This window comes from Tessaracoccus aquimaris, assembly GCF_001997345.1.
In the GTDB taxonomy this organism is placed as follows: domain Bacteria; phylum Actinomycetota; class Actinomycetes; order Propionibacteriales; family Propionibacteriaceae; genus Arachnia; species Arachnia aquimaris.
In genome coordinates, this window is record NZ_CP019606.1 from 649,853 (window position 1) to 666,274 (window position 16,422).

Consider the following 16,422-nt stretch of genomic DNA (forward strand, 5'->3'; position numbering starts at 1 on the left):
TGTGGAATAGTTTCGACCATGACGTACAAGGTGGCGGTGGCCGGATGCACGGGCTACGCGGGCGGCGAGCTGCTGCGCCTGCTCCTGCAGCATCCCGAGGTGGAGATCGGGGCCCTTACCGGCAACTCGAGCGCGGGGGAGAGGCTCGGTGCTCTGCAGCCGCATCTCGCCCCGCTGGCCGACCGCGTGGTCGCCCCCACCACCGCGGAAGAACTCTCCGGCCATGACGTCGTGTTCCTCGCCCTGCCGCACGGCACCTCCGCCGCGATCGCGCAGCAACTGGGCGACGACGCGCTCATCGTCGACGCGGGCGCCGACTTCCGGCTCAGCGACGCGGACGAGTGGGAGCGGTTCTACGGTTCCCCGCACGCGGGCACCTGGCCCTACGGGCTGCCGGAACTGCCTGGCGCCCGGGAGGCGCTCGCCGGCGCACGGCGCATCGCGGTGCCCGGTTGCTATCCGACGGCCAGCACCCTCGCGCTGCTGCCCGCCGTCGCTGCGGGCCTGATCGACGCGACCCAGGTCTCGATCGTCGCCGCCAGCGGCACCTCCGGCGCGGGGAAGGCGGCAAAGCCGCACCTGCTCGGCTCCGAGGTGATGGGCAACATGAGCCCCTACGGCGTCGGCGGGTTGCACCGCCACACCCCCGAGATCGCGCAGAACCTCCGCACGGTCACCGACGGCGACGTCACCGTCAGCTTCACCCCGCTGCTCGCTCCGATGCCGCGCGGCATCCTTGCGACCTGCTCCGCTCCGATCGTCGGCGACGTGACCACCGCCGACGCGCGGGAGGCCTACGCGGCGTTCTATGCCGAGGAGCCATTCGTGACGCTACTCGACGACGGGCAGTGGCCCCAGACCGCCGCGATCGTCGGGTCCAACCGTGCAACAGTGCAGGTCGTCGTCGACCCCACGGCGCGCCGGCTGATCGTCATCTCCGCCATCGACAACCTCACGAAGGGCACCGCGGGCGGCGCCATCCAGTCCATGAACATCGCCCTCGGCCTGCCAGAGGCCACCGGGCTCAGCACAGTAGGAGTCGCGCCATGAGCGTCACCACCCCCAAGGGGTTCGCGGCCGCAGGCGTGACCGCCGGCCTGAAGCCGAGCGGAAAGCCTGACGTCGCCGTCGTCGTCAACCAGGGCCCCGACCAGGCGGCAGCCGCCGTGTTCACCACCAACCGCGTCTTCGCGGCCCCCATCAAATGGTCGCGCGAGGCGGTCGCCGACGGCCAACTCAACGCCGTCGTGCTCAACTCGGGCGGCGCAAACGCCTGCACCGGAAGCGAGGGCTACGCCGACTCAGCCGCGACGGCCTCCCGGGTCGCCGACCGGCTCGGCCTGATCATCGACAACGTCGCCGTCTGCTCGACGGGGCTGATCGGCGTCCGGCTGCCGATGGAAACGCTGCTGCCCGGCGTCGACGCCGCCTGCACGGCCGTCTCCACGGACGGCGGCGCCTCGGCGGCCGAGGCGATCATGACCACCGACACCGTCGCGAAGCAGGCAAGCGTGAGCGTCGACGGCTGGTCCATCGGCGGCATGGCCAAGGGCGCAGGCATGCTCGCGCCCGGGCTCGCCACCATGCTGGTGGTGCTCACCACCGACGCGGTCGTCGACGCCGGGGCCCTCGACGCCGCGCTGCGCGAGGCGAGCCGCGTCAGCTTCGACCGCGCCGACTCCGACGGCTGCATGTCGACCAACGACACCGTGATCGCGATGTCCTCCGGCGCCAGCGGGGTGACGCCCGACGCGGCGACCTTCCAGGAGGCGCTGACCGGCATCTGCGTCGACCTGGCCCGCCAGTTGATCGCCGACGCCGAGGGCGCGTCGCACGAGATCGCCGTCGAGGTGATCGGTGCGGCGTCCGAGCGCGACGCGGTGGTCGTGGGGCGCGAGATCGCCCGGTCCAACCTGTTCAAGTGCGCCATCTTCGGCAACGACCCGAACTGGGGTCGGGTGCTCTCCGCGATCGGCGTCACCGACGCGGCGTTCCACGCGGATGAACTGGATGTCTCCTTCAACGGTGTGATGCTGTGCCGGGGCGGACAGATCGGGGAGGACCGCTCGAAGGTCGACCTCAGTGAGCGCTACGTGCGCGTCACCGTCGACCTGCACGCGGGTCACGACAGCGCGACCATCCTGACGAACGACCTCACCTACGACTACGTGAAAGAGAACGCGGAGTACTCCACATGAGCCCCAGGACCGTGACGCAGCGCCACCCCGAGCTGCTGGCAAAGGCCAACACGCTGATCGAGGCCCTTCCGTGGCTCGCGGAGTACGCGGGCGAGACCGTCGTGATCAAGTACGGCGGCAACGCCATGACCGACGACGCGCTCAAGCGGGCGTTCGCCGAGGACGTGGTGTTCCTGCGCAGGGTCGGGCTCAAGCCGGTCGTGGTGCACGGCGGCGGCCCGCAGATCTCGTCGATGCTCGACAAGTTGCACATCGACTCCGAGTTCCGCGGCGGCCTGCGGGTCACCACGCCTGAGGCGATGGATGTGGTGCGGATGGTGCTCGTCGGCCAGGTCGGCAGGGAGCTGGTCAACCTGATCAACCAGCACGGGCCTTTCGCCGTCGGGATGTCCGGCGAGGACGGCGGGCTGTTCACCGCGCGGAAGCGGGGCCTTGTCGTTGACGACGAGGAGGTGGACCTCGGGCTCGTCGGCGACGTCAAGAAGGTCGACCCCAGCTCGCTGAACGACCTGATCGCGGCGGGTCGGATCCCGGTCGTCGCGACGGTCGCCCCCGACGCCAACGGCCAGGTCCACAACGTCAACGGCGACACGGCGGCAGCCGCGCTCGCCGTCGCGCTCAAGGCTAAGCGCCTCGTGATGCTCACCAACGTGGCAGGCGTCTACGCCGACTACCCCGACGAGGACTCGATCATCACGCAGATCAACACCGACGAGGTGCGTGGCCTGCTGCCGAGCCTCGACTCGGGGATGATCCCCAAGATGGAGGCCTGCCTGCGCGCCGTCGAGGGCGGCGTCGCGTCGGCGACCGTGATCGACGGCCGCGTCCCGCACTGCCTGCTGCTCGAGATCTTCACGGACGAGGGCGTCGGCACCATGGTCACCAACGAGGAGTAGGGCATGAGCCAGGCCGATCTGCAGGGCCGCTACGCGGCGGTCATGATGAACGCGTTCGGCGCCCCGAAGCGGGTCTTCGCCCGCGGCGAGGGCGTCCACCTGTGGGACGAGGACGGAAACCGCTACACCGACCTGCTCTCGGGGCTCGCCGTGACGGCGCTCGGGCACGCGCATCCCGGCGTCACGGCCGCCATCGCAGGGCAGTTGGGATCGCTCGGTCACGTCTCGAACTTCTTCGCGAGCGAACCCCAGGTGCGGCTCGCCGAGCGGTTGGCGGCGCTCACCGGAGACCCCGGCGCGCGCGTCTTCTTCACCAACTCGGGCACCGAGGCCAATGAGGCAGCCTTCAAGCTGACCCGTCTGACGGGCCGCACCAAGGTGATCGCCATGGAGGGCTCCTTCCACGGTCGCACCATGGGGGCCCTTGCCCTGACGGCCAACCCCAAGTACCGCGAGCCATTCGAGCCGCTCCCCGGCGAGGTCGTCTTCGTGCCATTCGGCGACGAGGCGGCGCTCAGCGAGGCGGCCGACGACCGGACCGCGGCCATCCTCATCGAGACCGTGCAGGGCGAGAACGGCGTCGTGCCGGTGCCTGACGGCTTCCTGAAGGCCGCCCGTGGGATCGCCGACGGCGTCGGCGCGCTGCTGTGGATCGACGAGGTGCAGACGGGCCTCGGCCGCTGCGGCGAGTTCCTCGCACACACGGCCGACGGCGTCGCGGCCGACCTGATCACGCTGGCCAAGGGGCTCGGCAACGGGTTCCCCGTCGGGGCGTGCATCGCCACCGGCAGGGCGGCCGACCTGCTGCAGCCCGGCCAGCACGGCACCACCTTCGGAGGCAATCCGGTCGCGGCGGCCGCAGGCAACGCGGTGCTCGACGCCCTCGAGGCGGGCGCGCTGGACAACGCGCGCGAGGTCGGCGCCTGGCTCGCCGCGGCGATCGAGGGTCTCGGCCACCCGCTGATCGAGTCCGTCCGGGGCGGGGCATGCTGCTGGGCGTCGTGCTGACCTCCGACATCGCGCCGCAGGTCGCCGACGCCGCGCTCGACGCGGGCTGGGTCATCAACGCGCCCCGTCCCGGGGTGCTGCGGCTGGCCCCTCCGCTGATCGCCACCCCGGACGACCTGCAGGGTTTCGTCGACGCCCTGCCCGGACTGCTCGAAGGCCATGGCTAGCCCGACGCGGGCAGGTCGCCTCGCGACGCTGCGGCAACTGCTCGGGGAGGCCTGCTACACGTCGCAGGCCGAGTTGATGGACGCGCTCGCAGAGCACGGCATCACCGTCAGCCAACCGACGCTGTCGAAGGACCTCCTCGAGTTGGGGGCCGTCAGGCAGCGGGCCGTCGGCGGCGCGCTGGTCTACGCCGCCGCCGCGGAGGCGGGGGAGAACGAGGCGCTCGACAAGTTGGCGCGGCTGTGTGCGGAGTTGCTGCAGTCGATCCGCCACGCGGGCACCCAGATCCTGGTCAAGACACCGCCAGGGGCGGCCCAGTACTTTGCGTCCTACCTGGACCTTGCGGGCCTGCCGGGAGTCCTCGGTACGATCGCGGGCGACGACACCGTCCTGGTGATCGCCACGGACAACGAGGCAGCCGACCGCACGGTCGGCAGCATCTCGGAGATGACGAAGACCGGCAAGCCGGCAGTGAGGAAGCATTCGTGAGCACAGGACGACTCTGGGGCGGCCGATTCGAGGGTGGGCCGAGCGAGGCGATGTTCGCGCTGTCGAAGTCGACGCAGTTCGACTGGCGGCTCGCGCTGCACGACATCGCGGGCTCCCGCGCCCATGCGAAGGCGCTGCGCGCCGCGGGCTACCTGGACGACGCTCAGGCGGCCGCCATGGACGAGGGCCTCGCCGAGTTGGCGCGCCAGGTCGAGGCGGGCGAGTTCGTCGCTGCCGACACCGACGAGGACGTGCACGGCGCTCTCGAGCGCGGCCTGAAGCTCATCGTCGGCGACGACCTCGGCGGCCGGATCCGCGCGGGCCGGTCCCGCAACGACCAGATCGCGACGCTGATCCGCGGCTACCTGCGCGACGAGATCCGGCTGATCGCCCTCGACGTCGACGGTGTCGTCGACGCCCTCCTCTCGCAGGCCGACGCGAACCTCGGCGCGGTGATGCCGGGGCGCACGCACCTGCAGTCGGCCCAGCCGATCCTGCTCAGCCACCACCTGCTCGCGCACGCGTGGCCGCTGGTGCGCGACATCCAGCGACTGCGCGACCTTGACGCGCGGCTGGCGGTCAGCCCGTACGGCTCCGCGGCGCTGGCGGGCACCTCGCTCGGCCTCAGCCCCGAACTGGTCGCCGCGGAACTCGGGTTCTCGTCGTCGGTGCCCAACTCGATCGACGGCACCGCGGCCCGTGACCTGATCGCCGAGGCCGCCTATGTGCTCGCCCAGATCGGCGTCGACCTCTCGCGGCTCAGCGAGGACGTCATCTTGTGGTGCACCGCCGAGTTCGGCTTCGCCACGCTGCACGACGCGTGGTCGACGGGCAGTTCGATCATGCCGCAGAAGAAGAACCCCGACGTGGCCGAGTTGGCCCGCGGCAAGGCGGGTCGCCTGATCGGCAACCTGTCCGGGCTCCTCGCCACGCTCAAGGGGCTCCCGCTCGCCTACAACCGCGACCTGCAGGAGGACAAGGAGCCGATCTTCGACGGAATCGACCAGTTGCACGTGCTGCTTCCCGCCGTCGCTGGCATGGTCGCGACGCTGACGTTCCACGCCGACCGGATGGCCGAGGTCGCACCGAAGGGCTTCTCGCTCGCCACCGACATCGCCGACCACCTCGTCCGGCAGGGCGTGCCGTTCGCCGTCGCGCACGAGGTGGCTGGCGAGTCCGTGCGCTACTGCGAGGGGAAGGCCATCACGCTGCAGGACCTGACGGCCGAGGACCTGCCGTCGATCTCCGAGCATCTCGACCCCGGCGTCCTCGGGGTGCTCACCGTCGAGGGCTCGGTCGCCTCGCGCGACGGGCGCGGCGGCACGGCCCCCGGTCGGGTCCGCGAGCAGGCCGACGAACTGCGTGGCGTGAAGGCGCAACTGCGGGCGTGGGCGGGCGCATCGGCCTGAGCCGACGGGCCTTATCGCCGGGCGATCAGTATGCTGTGGCGCGTGAATGCACTGCTTGATGACCTTCAATGGCGTGGGCTGATCGCCCACTCGACCGACCTGGACGCCCTCGGCGCGCACCTGGACGAGGGTTCCGTCAAGTTCTATGTGGGCTTCGACCCGACCGCCCAGAGCGTGCACACCGGCAACCTCGTCCAGATCCTGCTCGCCAAGCGACTCCAGGATGCGGGCCATCAACCGTTCCTGCTGGTGGGTGGCGCGACCGGCCTGATCGGCGACCCGAAGGAGTCGGGCGAGCGGGTCATGAACTCCAAGGAACTGGTGCACGAGTGGGTCGACAAGATCCGCTCCCAGGTGAGCCGCTTCGTCTCCTTCGAGGGGGACAACGCCGCGACCATGGTGAACAACTACGACTGGACCGCCGAGATGTCGGTGCTCGACTTCCTGCGCGACGTCGGCAAGCACTTCCCGGTGAACCGGATGCTCGCCCGTGACGTGGTCGCGCGTCGCCTGGAGGCGGGCATCTCCTACACCGAGTTCTCCTACGTGCTGCTGCAGTCGATGGACTACCGCGAGCTGAACCGCAGGTACGGCATCACGATGCAGACCGGCGGCTCCGACCAGTGGGGCAACATCGCCGCTGGCGTCGAACTGCTGCGCCGCAGCGACCAGGTGCGGGTGCACGCGATGGCGACGCCGCTGCTCACGAAGGCCGACGGCACCAAGTTCGGCAAGACCGAGGCAGGCACCGTCTGGCTCGACCCGAGCCTCACCTCGCCCTACGCGATGTACCAGTTCTTCCTGAACGCGGAGGACGCGAAGGTCGTCGACTACCTCAAGGTGTTCTCGTTCCGCAGCCGCGAGGAGATCGAGGCGCTGGAGCGGGCGACGCTCGAGGCCCCGTTCAAGCGCGAGGCGCAGCGGGCGCTCGCCGACGACGTCACCGACATCGTGCACGGTCGCGCCGAGCGCGACGCGGCGGTCGCGGCCTCCGGGGCCATCTTCGGACGCGGCGAGTTGGGCGAGCTCAGCGAGGCGACCCTCGCCTCGGTGCTGAGTGAGGTCGGCGGCTCACAGGTCGACTCCGACGCGACCGTCGTCGACGCGCTCGTTGCGGCCGGCGTTGTGGAATCAAAGGGGGCGGCGCGCCGCGCCATCGCCGAGGGCGGCGCCTACCTCAACAACGAGCGCATCGAGGACGCCGACCTGGTGCTGGCCCCTGAGGCCCTGCTGCACGGCAGGTACGCGGTCCTTCGCAGGGGTCGCAAGACGGTCGGCATCGCCGAGCGCATCTGAGGATCAGCCCCGCTCGGTCAGCCCCTCCACGTGGAGGGCGTTGACGCGGGCACGGGTACGGGCCGCCGACTCCAGCATCGCGTTGGAGCCGGCGGCCCCCTTCTTCAGTTCGTCGGGGATCAGCAGCACGCGCGCGGGCCGGCCGCCGCTGCGCTTGGTGATCATCGTGGGGGCGAACTCGGCCTCGGTCGCAGCGAAGCGGCCGTCGCCCTGCTGCGTGAAGCGGACCTGCGCCACATAGCCGTCATAGGTGTACGGCTGCCCTGGTCCGCTCGCTGCGATCAGGTTCCCCATCCCGTAGAAGACCCACTTCCCGTTGACCCGGTCGACCGGTTGCACGACATGGGCGTGCTGGCCGAAGACGAGGTCGACGTCGGGGGAGGCGGTGACCGCGGTGGCGAAGTCGGTCTGCTGCTTGCTGAGAGTGGGGGAGTACTCCTCGCCCGCGTGCATGTGTACTGCGACGATGTCGGCGCCGGCCTCACGTGCCTGGCGCGCCATCGCGAGGGTCGCGTCGGCGTCCAGGAGGTTGACGGCCCACTCGCGTCCCTTGGGCCGGGCGATGCCGTTGAGCCCGAAGGTCTGGCTGATCACCGCGATCCGGACCCCGCCCTTGGTGGTGAAGATCACCGGGGTGCGCGACTCGGCCTCGGTCGCGAAGCTGCCGCTCGTCATGATCGCGTTCGCGCGGTGCACCGCGAGCGTACGCACTAGGCCGTCCCAACCGGCGTCCATGGTGTGGTTGGAGGCTGTGGTGCACAGATCCCATCCGGTCGCCGCGATGCCCGCCGCGGCCTCCTGAGGCACGGCGAACGTGGGGTAGTTCGCGTATGGGCCGCCCGGGGGCGCGAACGGCACCTCCGAATGGCACACCGCCAGGTCCGCCGCGCTGACATACTCGCGCAGGCTCGCGAGCTGGGGCGCGAAGTCCATCCTGCCGCCCCCGTCCGCCTTCGCCTGCTGCCACAGTGTGTTGTGCCAGAGAAGGTCGCCGCTGATGTTGATGGTGGCGGTCCGGGCGGCCGGCGCCTCGGTCGTCCCGTCAGGTCCGTCCGCACCGCCCGGTGAACCCGCAGCCGGTGCGGACGCTGACGGGGACGGCGGCCACGGTGGGAGCGCCGGAGCCGTCCCTCCCGGTGGGGAGAGGTCCGGTGCACAGGAGGCGGTGACGGCCACCGCAACGACGGCCGCGAGCGCACGCGACACAGACCAGAACTTCACAACACAACACTAGCCTCGAGATTTCACGGGGGTGTGGTCTCGACCGGCGGAATGAATGGCGAAAGGTGCTCCTGGCCTGGGATGATACGAGGTGTTGAGACCCGTAGCCATCCGCTGGAAGGAGCACCTTTCAGGTGTCCCACCCTACCTTGTTCTTCTACCCCCGTCCGCGGGTGGACGTCGCCGAGGTTCCGGCCCTCGCGCATGCGGGCGCTGTGCTGCTGACCGACACGATTCACGCCACTGGCCTCGCTGCTTCGCTGCGTGAGGCGCTGGATTCGTGGACGAAACCGCTGGCAGAGCATCACAGCTCGAAGGTCCTGCTGGATCTCGCACTCACTCTCGCGATCGGCGGCGAGCACGCTTCGGATGCTGATCTGCTGCGGTGCGAACCGGACCTGTTCGGTGACGTCGCCTCGGCCCCCACGATCTCCCGCATGCTCACCACGCTGGCTGAGGACGCGCCCGCCGTGATCGAGGCGATCTCGAATGCCCGTCGCGCCGCGCGGGAACGGGCCTGGGCCTTGGCCGGGGAGCACTCCCCCGCCGCGGGGGCCAGTGCGAAGAGCCCGCTGGTCATCGACCTCGACGCCACCCTGATCAACGTCCACAGCGAGAAGGAGCAGGCCGCACCGACGTTCAAACGCGGCTTCGGCTATCACCCGCTGTGCGCGTTCCTCGACCACGGCAGCGAAGGGACTGGGGAACCGCTGGCGATCCATCTCCGCCCCGGCAACGCCGGCTCGAACACCGCGGCTGATCACATCACCGTCACCAAGGCCGCGCTCGCGCAGCTCCCACCAGCCCTGCTGGCCCGGAGCAGGCGGGGGTCGAAGAAGATTCTGATCCGCACCGACGGAGCCGGCGGCACCAAGGACTTCGTCAAGTGGCTGACCAGGCGGCGGCTGGCCTACTCCGTCGGGTTCACTCTCCCCGCGCACACTCCTGACCTGCTGGAACATATCGATGAGGCGCAGGCGTGGACTCCGGCCTATGACACCGATACCGACGGGATCCGCGAGGGGGCGTGGGTGGCGGAGCTGACCGGACTGCTGGACCTGTCCGGGTGGCCTGCCGGGATGCGGGTGATCGTGCGGAAGGAACGCCCCCACCCCGGAGCGCAACTACGGATCACCGATCACGAAGGAATGCGCATCACCGCGTTCGCCACCAACACCCCGCGCGGCCAGCTACCCGTCCTCGAGCTGCGTCACCGCCGCCGCGCACGATGCGAAGACCGGATCCGCAACGCCAAGGACCTGGGCTTGATGAAGTTCCCGCTGCAGGGCTTCGCGCAGAACCAGATCTGGTGCCAGATCATCCAGCTCGCCTCCGAGCTCGTCGCCTGGATGCAGACCATAGCTCTGACCGGCCATGACGCGAGGAAGTGGGAACCCAAACGGCTCCGCGCACGCTTGTTCGAGATCCCCGCGACTCTCGTGCGCCGCTGCCGGCACAAGGTCCTCCATCTCGCCGAACACGCCCCCGAAGCCCGAACCGTCCTAACCGGCATGAACCGGCTCCGCACCGCCGTCGCACAGACCTGACCAGGCGGCTCCACCCGCCCCACCGACCAGCAGAATCCTCCTCTCGGGAGTGGAACCCGACCGCCCGCAACGGACACTGCGACGATCTGTCACACCCACATGCCAGAATCAGCAGCTGAACACCGGCAACGACGCCGAACGCCCCCGCTCACCAACCCGATGAAACATCGAGGCTAGGCGGCACCCCGACTAGGCCCGACAGCGGGGCGGTCAGGTCCCAAATCCGCGCTGACAAGGGTAGGCGCGAGCACGGCAGCCTCGATTTGCGGGGGTCCTGAGGGCTGTGTATAGTTTCTCAAGCTCCCTCGGTGAACCGGACGGAAACGGCCGGACCAGGAGCCACCACCCCATCTCAATGTCGCGGGCGAGTGTGCGTTCGAAACGAACCCGCTCAAGGTCCGGGCTACGAGCATGGCCTCAGCAGGGCCGATTTGATCGGCAGGCAGGGGAACGGTAGTGTTAGCCAGGCTGCTTCGGCAGTCACCAACAACTCAACAGCGGTCGGCCTCGAACCAGACGGTTTGACAAGCCGAGATCGACAAAGTAAAGTTGGTCAGGTTGCGCCAAGCAACGGACCAACAGTAAAACACCTAGTCAACTAGGGTTTCACTACTACTTCGGAGCATCTCAGCCACGTCGAAGCGATTTGACAGGCCGAACGCCAGCAAGTAAAGTTGGACGAGTCGCCTAGCGACTTAAACACAACTCAACTGAGCTAGCGAGAATCAAGCAAGTTTGACAAGCGAGATTCAAGCAAGTAAAGTTGATCGAGTTGCCCCAAGCGGAAAACGAGCGAAAAACAGCTCGATGGAAGCGCGGGACGCACCCGAAACTTGAGAACTCAACAGCGTGCTTAAAGTCAATGCCAAATAAAATGCACATTGCAAGGCTTGCCTTGCAGTTGCGAACCCGTCTACATGATGCAAATCATGTAACGGATTCCTTTGAAAATATTGATAGATCCAGCAATGGAACTCTGTCAGTATCAAACTAAGTTGATGGTTAAGCGGTCTCTTCGGAGACCGTGCCAATAATTTTTCAACGGAGAGTTTGATCCTGGCTCAGGACGAACGCTGGCGGCGTGCTTAACACATGCAAGTCGAACGGTAAGGCCCCTTCGGGGGTACACGAGTGGCGAACGGGTGAGTAACACGTGAGTAACCTGCCCTTGACTCTGGGATAACATCTGGAAACAGATGCTAATACCGGATACGAACCTCCTCGGCATCGAGGAGGTTGGAAAGCTCCGGCGGTCAAGGATGGACTCGCGGCCTATCAGCTTGTTGGTGAGGTAACGGCTCACCAAGGCTCCGACGGGTAGCCGGCCTGAGAGGGCGACCGGCCACATTGGGACTGAGATACGGCCCAAACTCCTACGGGAGGCAGCAGTGGGGAATATTGCACAATGGGCGAAAGCCTGATGCAGCAACGCCGCGTGCGGGATGACGGCCTTCGGGTTGTAAACCGCTTTCAGCAGGGACGAAGCGAAAGTGACGGTACCTGCAGAAGAAGCACCGGCTAACTACGTGCCAGCAGCCGCGGTGATACGTAGGGTGCGAGCGTTGTCCGGATTTATTGGGCGTAAAGAGCTTGTAGGCGGTTTGTCGCGTCGGGAGTGAAAACTCAGGGCTTAACCCTGAGCCTGCTTCCGATACGGGCAGACTTGAGGAAGGTAGGGGAGATTGGAATTCCTGGTGAAGCGGTGGAATGCGTAGATATCAGGAGGAACACCAGTGGCGAAGGCGGATCTCTGGACCTTTCCTGACGCTGAGAAGCGAAAGCGTGGGGAGCAAACAGGCTTAGATACCCTGGTAGTCCACGCCGTAAACGGTGGGTACTAGGTGTGGGGAACATTCCACGTTCTCCGTGCCGCAGCTAACGCATTAAGTACCCCGCCTGGGGAGTACGGCCGCAAGGCTAAAACTCAAAGGAATTGACGGGGCCCCGCACAAGCGGCGGAGCATGCGGATTAATTCGATGCAACGCGAAGAACCTTACCTGGGTTTGACATATGCCGGAAACACCTAGAGATAGGTGCCCCTTTATGGTCGGTATACAGGTGGTGCATGGCTGTCGTCAGCTCGTGTCGTGAGATGTTGGGTTAAGTCCCGCAACGAGCGCAACCCTCGTCCTATGTTGCCAGCGGATAACGCCGGGGACTCATAGGAGACCGCCGGGGTCAACTCGGAGGAAGGTGGGGATGACGTCAAGTCATCATGCCCCTTATGTCCAGGGCTTCACGCATGCTACAATGGCCGGTACAAAGAGCTGCAAACCTGTAAGGGTGAGCGAATCTCAAAAAGCCGGTCTCAGTTCGGATTGGGGTCTGCAACTCGACCCCATGAAGTCGGAGTCGCTAGTAATCGCAGATCAGCAACGCTGCGGTGAATACGTTCCCGGGGCTTGTACACACCGCCCGTCAAGTCATGAAAGTCGGTAACACCCGAAGCCGGTGGCCTAACCCTTGTGGAGGGAGCCGTCGAAGGTGGGACCGGTAATTAGGACTAAGTCGTAACAAGGTAGCCGTACCGGAAGGTGCGGCTGGATCACCTCCTTTCTAAGGAGCCTCTGGCAGGAGCGCTTAGCGCTGCTGTCCAATGCCTGGTTCTGAAGCAAACGTCTTCGGCCAGGCAGGCACCGGAATGTGGAACATTGACCTAAAGTCGATCAGAAACCATCGTTAGTACAACCCGAGCAATCGGGAGTGGAAAGTCGAGGGTGAAAGAGAAACCCGAGCACGCTGTTGGGTCCTGAAGGGTCGGTTGCGCAAGCAACGCCTTCAACGCGGACCAGCGCCGAAGGATGTCGAATCAGACCTCTAACGACCTGGGCCCGCCCGTATCTTGAGAACTTCACAGTGGACGCGAGCATCTTTGTAGATATAACAAGCTACTAAGTGCGATCGGTGGATGCCTTGGCACCAAGAGCCGAAGAAGGACGTTGTAACCTGCGATAAGCCACGGGGAGCTGGTAAACGAGCTTTGATCCGTGGATTTCCGAATAGGGAAACCTTGAAATACCGGAGTCATGTCCGGCAACCTCTGCCTGAACACATAGGGCAGTTGGAGGGAACGTGGGGAAGTGAAACATCTCAGTACCCACAGGAAGAGAAAACAACAGTGATTCCGTAAGTAGTGGCGAGCGAACGCGGAAGAGGCCAAACCTCATTTGTGTGATAGCTGACAGGCGTTGCAGATGGGGTGTTGAGGGGCCGTTCAGACTGAGCTGTCAACCAGTCAGAGAGTAAGAAATGATCAATGAAGTCGAAGTACGCTGCGAAAGCTACAGCAAAGAAGGTAAAACTCCTGTAGACGCAAGTTGATCACTCTCGAGCGTAACCCCAAGTAACACGGAACCCCTGAAATTCCGTGTGAATCTGGCGGGACCATCCGCTAAGCCTAAATACTCCTTGGTGACCGATAGCGGACAAGTACCGTGAGGGAAAGGTGAAAAGTACCCCGGGAGGGGAGTGAAATAGTACCTGAAACCGATCGCATACAATCCGTCGGAGCCTTACTTTTAGTGGGGTGACGGCGTGCCTTTTGAAGAATGAGCCTGCGAGTTAGTGGTATGTGGCAAGGTTAACCCGTGTGGGGAAGCCGTAGCGAAAGCAAGTCCTAATAGGGCGTTTGAGTCGCATGCTCTAGACCCGAAGCGGAGTGATCTATCCATGGCCAGGTTGAAGCGACGGTAAGACGTCGTGGAGGACCGAACTCACTTGGGTTGAAAACCGAGGAGATGAGCTGTGGATAGGGGTGAAAGGCCAATCAAACTCCGTGATAGCTGGTTCTCCCCGAAATGCATTTAGGTGCAGCGTCGCGTGTTTCTTACCGGAGGTAGAGCACTGGATGGTCTAGGGGGCCCACAAGCTTACCGAAATCAGCCAAACTCCGAATGCCGGTAAGTTAGAGCGCGGCAGTGAGACAGTGGGGGATAAGCTTCATTGTCGAGAGGGAAACAGCCCAGATCATCAGCTAAGGCCCCTAAGCGTTAACTAAGTGGAAAAGGATGTGGAGTTGCGGAGACAACCAGGAGGTTGGCTTGGAAGCAGCCACCCTTGAAAGAGTGCGTAATAGCTCACTGGTCAAGTGATTCTGCGCCGACAATTTAGCGGGGCTCAAGTTAACCGCCGAAGCTATGGCATTCGTACAAATGACGGTAACGTCGTACGGATGGGTAGGGGAGCGTCGTGTGCGCGTTGAAGCGGCGGGGTGACCCAGCCGTGGAGAGCACACGAGTGAGAATGCAGGCATGAGTAGCGAAAGACGGGTGAGAAACCCGTCCGCCGAATATCCAAGGGTTCCAGGGTCAAGCTAATCTGCCCTGGGTAAGTCGGGACCTAAGGCGAGGCCGACAGGCGTAGTCGATGGACAACGGGTTGATATTCCCGTACCGGCAAAATATCGACCGTGCTGAACTGAGTGATGCTAAACATGCAAGGTCAAAGGAAGTCTTCGGACGGATCTTGACTGAGTCTGTGACCCAATCTCGTATTAGGCAAGCTGCGGAGGGACGCAGGAAGGTAGCTCTTCCCGGTTATGGTTATACCGGGTCAAGTGTGTAGGGCGAAACGTAGGCAAATCCGCGTTTCACATAGCCTGAGACATGATGTGTCGTCAGATTACTGACGTAAGAGTGATCCTATGCTGCCTAGAAAATCTTCGTGAGCGAGATATTAGCCGCCCGTACCCCAAACCGACACAGGTGGATAGGTAGAGAATACCAAGGCGATCGAGAGAATCGTGGTGAAGGAACTCGGCAAAATACCCCCGTAACTTCGGAATAAGGGGGACCTGAGACGTATTAGAATTTACTTCGAAAGCGTCGAGGGTCGCAGAGACCAGGCCCAAGCGACTGTTTACTAAAAACACAGGTCCGTGCTAAGTCGAAAGACGACGTATACGGACTGACTCCTGCCCGGTGCTGGAAGGTTAAGGGGAAGGGTTAGCTTCGGCGAAGCCTTGAACTTAAGCCCCAGTAAACGGCGGTGGTAACTATAACCATCCTAAGGTAGCGAAATTCCTTGTCGGGTAAGTTCCGACCTGCACGAATGGAGTAACGATTTGGGCGCTGTCTCCACCACGAACTCGGCGAAATTGCACTACGAGTAAAGATGCTCGTTACGCGCAGCAGGACGGAAAGACCCCGGGACCTTTACTATAGTTTGGTATTGGTGATCGGTGTGACTTGTGTAGGATAGGTGGGAGACTTTGAAGCTTGGACGCCAGTTCAGGTGGAGTCATCGTTGAAATACCACTCTGGTCACTCTGGTTATCTAACCTAGGTCCATTATCTGGATCAGGGACAGTGCCTGATGGGTAGTTTGACTGGGGCGGTCGCCTCCTAAAAGGTAACGGAGGCGCCCAAAGGTTCCCTCAGCCTGGTTGGCAATCAGGTTTTGAGTGTAAGTGCACAAGGGAGCTTGACTGCGAGAGAGACATCTCGAGCAGGGACGAAAGTCGGGACTAGTGATCTTCTGGTGGCACATGGAAGCGCCAGGACTCAACGGATAAAAGGTACCCCGGGGATAACAGGCTGATCTTGCCCGAGCGTCCATAGCGACGGCATGGTTTGGCACCTCGATGTCGGCTCGTCGCATCCTGGGGCTGGAGTCGGTCCCAAGGGTTGGGCTGTTCGCCCATTAAAGCGGCACGCGAGCTGGGTTTAGAACGTCGTGAGACAGTTCGGTCCCTATCCGCTGCGCGCGTAGGAGTCTTGAGAAGAGCTGTCCTTAGTACGAGAGGACCGGGACGGACGAACCTCTGGTGTGCCAGTTGTTTACCAAAAGCACGGCTGGTTGGCTACGTTCGGAAGTGATAACCGCTGAAAGCATCTAAGCGGGAAGCACACTTCAAGATGAGGGCTCCCACAGAATAATCTGGTAAGGCCCCTGTAGACCACAGGGTTGATAGGTCGGATGTGGAAGTGCAGCAATGCATGGAGCTGACCGATACTAATAGGCCGAGGGCTTGTTTCTACAAAGATGCTACGCGTCCACTGTGAGGTTCCCGAGATACGGTCGGGAGCACGATATAACTGAATGTCTGTGCCCTGACGCTATCTCAATAGTGTTTCGGTGGCCATAGCGAGAGGGAAACACCCGGTCCCATCCCGAACCCGGAAGTTAAGCCTCTCAGCGCCGATGGTACTGCAGCGGGGACGCTGTGGGAGACTAGGACGCCGCCGGACTTCT

At 64.3% G+C, this 16,422-nt stretch carries 10 protein-coding genes and 3 rRNA genes; 12 read left to right on the forward strand and 1 reads right to left on the reverse strand.

The annotated features are described in order from the left end of the window. The first annotated feature begins 18 nt into the window (after positions 1-18). Genes argC through tyrS form a run of 8 tightly spaced genes read left to right on the forward strand, consistent with a single transcriptional unit; the run spans position 19 to position 7,461 of the window. Positions 19-1,050, forward strand: coding sequence for an N-acetyl-gamma-glutamyl-phosphate reductase (gene argC, locus BW730_RS03050; protein WP_077684969.1), 1,032 nt, complete (start codon positions 19-21; stop codon positions 1,048-1,050). Continuing rightward, positions 1,047-2,198: a bifunctional glutamate N-acetyltransferase/amino-acid acetyltransferase ArgJ gene (gene argJ, locus BW730_RS03055; RefSeq protein ID WP_077684970.1), complete on the forward strand. Its 1,152-nt coding sequence runs from the start codon at positions 1,047-1,049 to the stop codon at positions 2,196-2,198. The genes argC and argJ overlap by 4 nt, the downstream gene beginning before the upstream one ends. After that, a complete protein-coding gene (argB, locus tag BW730_RS03060) occupies positions 2,195-3,094 on the forward strand; it encodes an acetylglutamate kinase (RefSeq protein ID WP_077684971.1) in 900 nt (299 codons plus the stop codon). Before argJ ends, argB begins: the two co-directional genes overlap by 4 nt. Before the next feature lie 3 nt (positions 3,095-3,097). Continuing rightward, complete coding sequence (locus BW730_RS03065; protein ID WP_335340879.1) at positions 3,098-4,102, forward strand: acetylornithine transaminase; 1,005 nt, start codon at positions 3,098-3,100, stop codon at positions 4,100-4,102. Beyond that, positions 4,081-4,269 carry a hypothetical protein gene (locus BW730_RS20130; protein ID WP_335340880.1) on the forward strand — a complete coding sequence of 63 codons (189 nt, stop codon included), beginning with the start codon at positions 4,081-4,083 and terminating at the stop codon, positions 4,267-4,269. The genes BW730_RS03065 and BW730_RS20130 overlap by 22 nt, the downstream gene beginning before the upstream one ends. Further along, on the forward strand, positions 4,262-4,756 hold the full coding sequence (locus BW730_RS03070; RefSeq protein WP_077684972.1) for an arginine repressor: 495 nt from the start codon (positions 4,262-4,264) through the stop codon (positions 4,754-4,756). Before BW730_RS20130 ends, BW730_RS03070 begins: the two co-directional genes overlap by 8 nt. 50 nt (positions 4,757-4,806) lie before the next feature. After that, complete coding sequence (argH, locus tag BW730_RS03075; protein WP_237268013.1) at positions 4,807-6,165, forward strand: argininosuccinate lyase; 1,359 nt, start codon at positions 4,807-4,809, stop codon at positions 6,163-6,165. A gap of 42 nt (positions 6,166-6,207) precedes the next feature. Continuing rightward, the gene (gene tyrS / locus BW730_RS03080) at positions 6,208-7,461 is read left to right on the forward strand and encodes a tyrosine--tRNA ligase (protein ID WP_077687496.1); all 1,254 of its coding nucleotides are present in this window, start codon (positions 6,208-6,210) and stop codon (positions 7,459-7,461) included. Positions 7,462-7,464: 3 nt separating this feature from the next. Here tyrS and BW730_RS03085 read toward each other — a convergent pair whose 3' ends face one another. Next, positions 7,465-8,682 carry a CapA family protein gene (locus BW730_RS03085; protein ID WP_077684974.1) on the reverse strand — a complete coding sequence of 406 codons (1,218 nt, stop codon included), beginning with the start codon at positions 8,680-8,682 and terminating at the stop codon, positions 7,465-7,467. A 134-nt stretch (positions 8,683-8,816) separates the two neighbouring features. Between BW730_RS03085 and BW730_RS03090 the strand changes: the two genes are divergently transcribed. The 4 genes from BW730_RS03090 to rrf all read left to right on the forward strand — a co-directional run bounded on the left by BW730_RS03090 (position 8,817) and on the right by rrf (position 16,418). Continuing rightward, a complete protein-coding gene (locus BW730_RS03090; protein ID WP_077684975.1) occupies positions 8,817-10,229 on the forward strand; it encodes an IS1380 family transposase in 1,413 nt (470 codons plus the stop codon). 1,038 nt (positions 10,230-11,267) lie between these two features. Continuing rightward, positions 11,268-12,786, forward strand: a 16S ribosomal RNA gene (locus BW730_RS03095). A 325-nt stretch (positions 12,787-13,111) separates the two neighbouring features. Next, a 23S ribosomal RNA gene (locus BW730_RS03100) occupies positions 13,112-16,206 on the forward strand. Positions 16,207-16,301: 95 nt separating this feature from the next. Beyond that, positions 16,302-16,418: ribosomal RNA gene (rrf, locus tag BW730_RS03105) — 5S ribosomal RNA — on the forward strand. Together the 16S, 23S and 5S rRNA genes form the textbook arrangement of a ribosomal RNA operon. Positions 16,419-16,422 lie beyond the last annotated feature (4 nt).